Below are 3,527 nucleotides of genomic sequence, written 5' to 3'. Positions count from 1 at the left end.
CCAATGAATAAAAACTATGTATATAGCCGATACGCATAAAAACGCCCCCTAATTTATTCGATAAGGCCGATAGGAACATCTTTAGCAAACTTGTTGTTTTTGCCGTATAAAGCATTGATTAATTAAGATACTTTATCCATGCAACCTGCTCCCCTTATTCGACTTTCCCCCAAAATTCAATTATCGGTCGGACCCGCCTTTACCGGAGCTTAGTTTTACCTGTTCCTTGATAAAACCCAATACAAAATCAAAATTTTCCGGCGCCGTATGAACCTGATTGTGCATCATGTCTGAGGAACGGAGCTTGATAATATGCCTTCTCTGATTTGTTTTAATCGATCTGACTTTTTTAAACTCCGTATACATCGACCCTCCGGCCGATGCAAGAAGCCCGGCTCCTACAGCACTTAAATTCCCGGAAGCCATACCCGTCAAAGTGGTAAGCGTACCTACTTTTTTTGCTTTATTAGAATCATTTGAAAGTTGTGTGTGCCGAACACCTTTGTTATCCATCTCGAATAAAACAGAATACTTGCCATGCATAATCAGCGCATATATATAATAGGAAATAGCGATTAAAATCAATATACCCAACAAGACATAAAACATGGCAGAACCGATACTTATCAAACTTTCAAGCTCATCAAGCGGATTATGCCCCCAAGTGACAATCAACAAAACAAAAATATCAACACCAAGCCAGATAAAGAAAAATATCTTCCATGTAAGAAAAAGATAAACCGGATTAGTATACAGATTGGTTTCATACAACCAACAATATTTGCCGTCCGGGCCTTTAATAAGGAAAGTTTTATTGTTTTCCGACGGTTCGGTAACTTCCATGATATTCCCCCCTCAATTAATTAAATTCCATACTCCGACAAAAAAACAAACAAATATCAGACAGCCGAAATATCCTTTTGTTTCCTTACTGTTGAACAAAGAATTATTCCGATAATAAAGACCGCCAGGCCTGTCAGATAACAAACCCAAAGGTTCCCTGAAAAAGACAATGGCAAACTCAACCCAAAGCCGGCTGCAAACCCGGTGGTAAGGTGTTTAACTTGGCCATCTAAAGGAAGTTTCTTTCCGGAAAACCGTGCGGTAAGCGAAACCATCAATTGACGAATAAAACCGCCTTGTTTTGAAGAACGGACCACAGATGCGGCCGCAATAATTCCTGCCATACTGTTTTGTAATGAGTTATCACCGGTCATAAAATTATAAATTATCAATGCCAATCCCATGCCGCACAGTATCAGGCCATACCCATGAGAAGATTGTGCCTTTTCGGTGGAATCGGAGAGATTTTTCGTGGCCTTGGGCCGTCCGATATTATGTATCATTCCCATGATTAGCGATACAAATAATCCTTTGCCTAATACACCGCCGACAAAACCCGGAATTCCTCCGGTAGTCCCTCCCTTAGCGAAGGTAAGAAAATTTAACCAAGCAGGCACGGATGTTCCCATAGCGGAAAACATAGTGAGAGTAAACCAAATAACCGCCATGACAATGGCCCATCCCAAGGCTTTCTTGTTTTTTCCCGCTTCTTTGAGCCCTTTGATTGCTGTAATTAAACCATTGCCTAATACCTTAAGAGGGCCTAATACCGAAACTGTCGCCGAAATCTGGCCGGCAGTATCGGCCGGTATGGCGGATGGTGTATTAACCCCCAGAACACAATCCCCGGGCGATGAGGAAGCCATTATGGTTCCCGCCACCTGTCGGACAACCTCTTTTATTTCCTTCTCGCTTGAAGTATCTTCCGGTTGCAAAAGGGCATCGGCTTGTGATATTTGATTCCCGTAATTCCTATCACTTGAAGTATCTTCCCGTTGCAACGAAGCATCGGATTCTGATACCTGATTCCCGCAATTCCTACAGAATTTAGCCGTCGGCGAAAGCGAGGTGCCGCAATTAGTACAAAGCCTTCCTACCGGAATTTTTTCAACATTCCGGCGGATTTCCGTAAACGCAACAATGTCTTTACCACAACTTCTACAAAATTTTGCGGTATCAGATACCTCCGTGCCGCAAAATGGACATGCTTTACTCATATCAATCTCCTTATTTCTTTCGCGCCGATACCGGCGGTTTTTTGTTATTATAATGTCAAAATTTTATTCATAATTTATATTATTTAATCCTCATGTTTTCTTTTTAAACCGTTGTTACTTATCAAGGCCGTAGTCATCCTTCCACCGTGCACATCGGGAGCCACAACGCTATGGTTATCGTTTCCACCTTCTAATCGCCATACGGCATTAAATCCGGTGATATTCATATATTCCGGGTTTTCCGCGTTAAATGTTTCCGATGCCGTAAACGTAACCGTAAAGGTATCACGGTCACGCTGTGCCGATCCCGTGCTCATCCCCCCCGAAGCAAGTTTATCAATGACCTCGAACCGTGTTTTCAATGTAAACCCACCGTTCCAACGTAAAGGGTTTTTGATTTCAAACTTATAATCTTTGTGCCAAACACTGAATTTAACGAGCATTCCGTCCACCCAGGAGAATATAAAGCAAGTCCCTTTAAGTCTACCCGATTGAATTTCAAAATTTGCAGGATAATTACTGTCTTTATTTTTCAGGGCGCCGGGGAAATATTTTCGTGAAATTATTTCCCCCACCTTACCGGCACCGGTACAGGTTCCAACCTGCAACCAGTTATTTAGATAGGCCTTAAAAAGATTATGCTGGGTAGGAATGGAGGCTCCGAACCATTCCAAGTTACGAGGCTCGGGCGTATTGTTCGAATTAAAATAAGACCTGTGCATGCTTGCAATAGCTTTTTTAACATTATTTTCCGCATTTATATCCCGTTCGGCAAGGGCAAGTTCATAAATGGCATCGGAAGCATACTGTAAAAAGTAGGTATGCCGCTCATGTCCCGCCGATGCGGAAAAAAGGGTCCACATATCGCCCATGTTTTTATGTTCCAGAGCATGGGTCAATTCATGTACCAAGGTTTGTGCTTTTTTATAATCCCCTATGCCGGTAGGAATATCACTGTTGCGTAGCACTACCGAGCGTAATCGTTTATGGGTGGTAGAGGCTATTATTCCGTCTTCATAGTGATTTTGATTATTGCTAGGTGCAAAGGGAACATTTCTAAAGGAGTAAACCCGGTTTTCTATGAATTCAAGAGCCTCGACATAAAGGTCCGGATTGCCTATCCTCATTTGGGCGGCGGCTAATGTGCCGGCCGGAACCCCAAAAAACCAGCGTACTACTTCTTCCCATTCGCACATAGGATTAAAGTTACCTTTCAATACGAGTTCGGGATATTTGTCATTCGGCAGCGAAATAGTCAACAATATAGGGAAAGGAGCCAACCCAGATTCCGTGCTCTGTGTGGTGATGGTTCCGAAAAAGGCCGGTTTCATATCGGCTCTATAATCTATACTCTTGAAGCCGAATGGCGTATCACCTCTACAAGATGTCTTCAGTGCCGCATCTTTAAGTGCCCTCATTGCCTCGGTTTTGGCAGACCCGGTCTTAAATTCGTTGGAGGAAAGATCC

At 42.8% G+C, this 3,527-nt stretch carries 3 protein-coding genes; all 3 read right to left on the bottom strand.

Going from position 1 to position 3,527, the window contains the following annotated elements:
* Positions 1-180 precede the first annotated feature (180 nt).
* A complete protein-coding gene (locus WC958_06320; protein ID MFA5629836.1) occupies positions 181-843 on the bottom strand; it encodes a hypothetical protein in 663 nt (220 codons plus the stop codon).
* Positions 844-899: 56 nt separating this feature from the next.
* A complete protein-coding gene (locus tag WC958_06315) occupies positions 900-2,060 on the bottom strand; it encodes a zinc ribbon domain-containing protein (GenBank protein MFA5629835.1) in 1,161 nt (386 codons plus the stop codon).
* A gap of 83 nt (positions 2,061-2,143) precedes the next feature.
* On the bottom strand, positions 2,144-3,527 hold a 1,384-nt coding region (locus tag WC958_06310; GenBank protein ID MFA5629834.1), incomplete at its 5' end, for a hypothetical protein.

Source organism: Dehalococcoidales bacterium (genome assembly GCA_041656115.1).
Taxonomy (GTDB): Bacteria; Chloroflexota; Dehalococcoidia; order Dehalococcoidales; family UBA5627; genus UBA5627.
This window is presented reverse-complemented; position numbering and strand designations above follow the sequence as displayed.

What these genes read in the sequence shown, in the direction of transcription:
- WC958_06320 (MFA5629836.1), bottom strand. Translation starts at nt 843, where the DNA reads ATGGAAGTTACCGAACCGTCGGAAAACAATAAAACTTTCCTTATTAAA.
- WC958_06315 (MFA5629835.1), bottom strand. Translation starts at nt 2,060, where the DNA reads ATGAGTAAAGCATGTCCATTTTGCGGCACGGAGGTATCTGATACCGCA.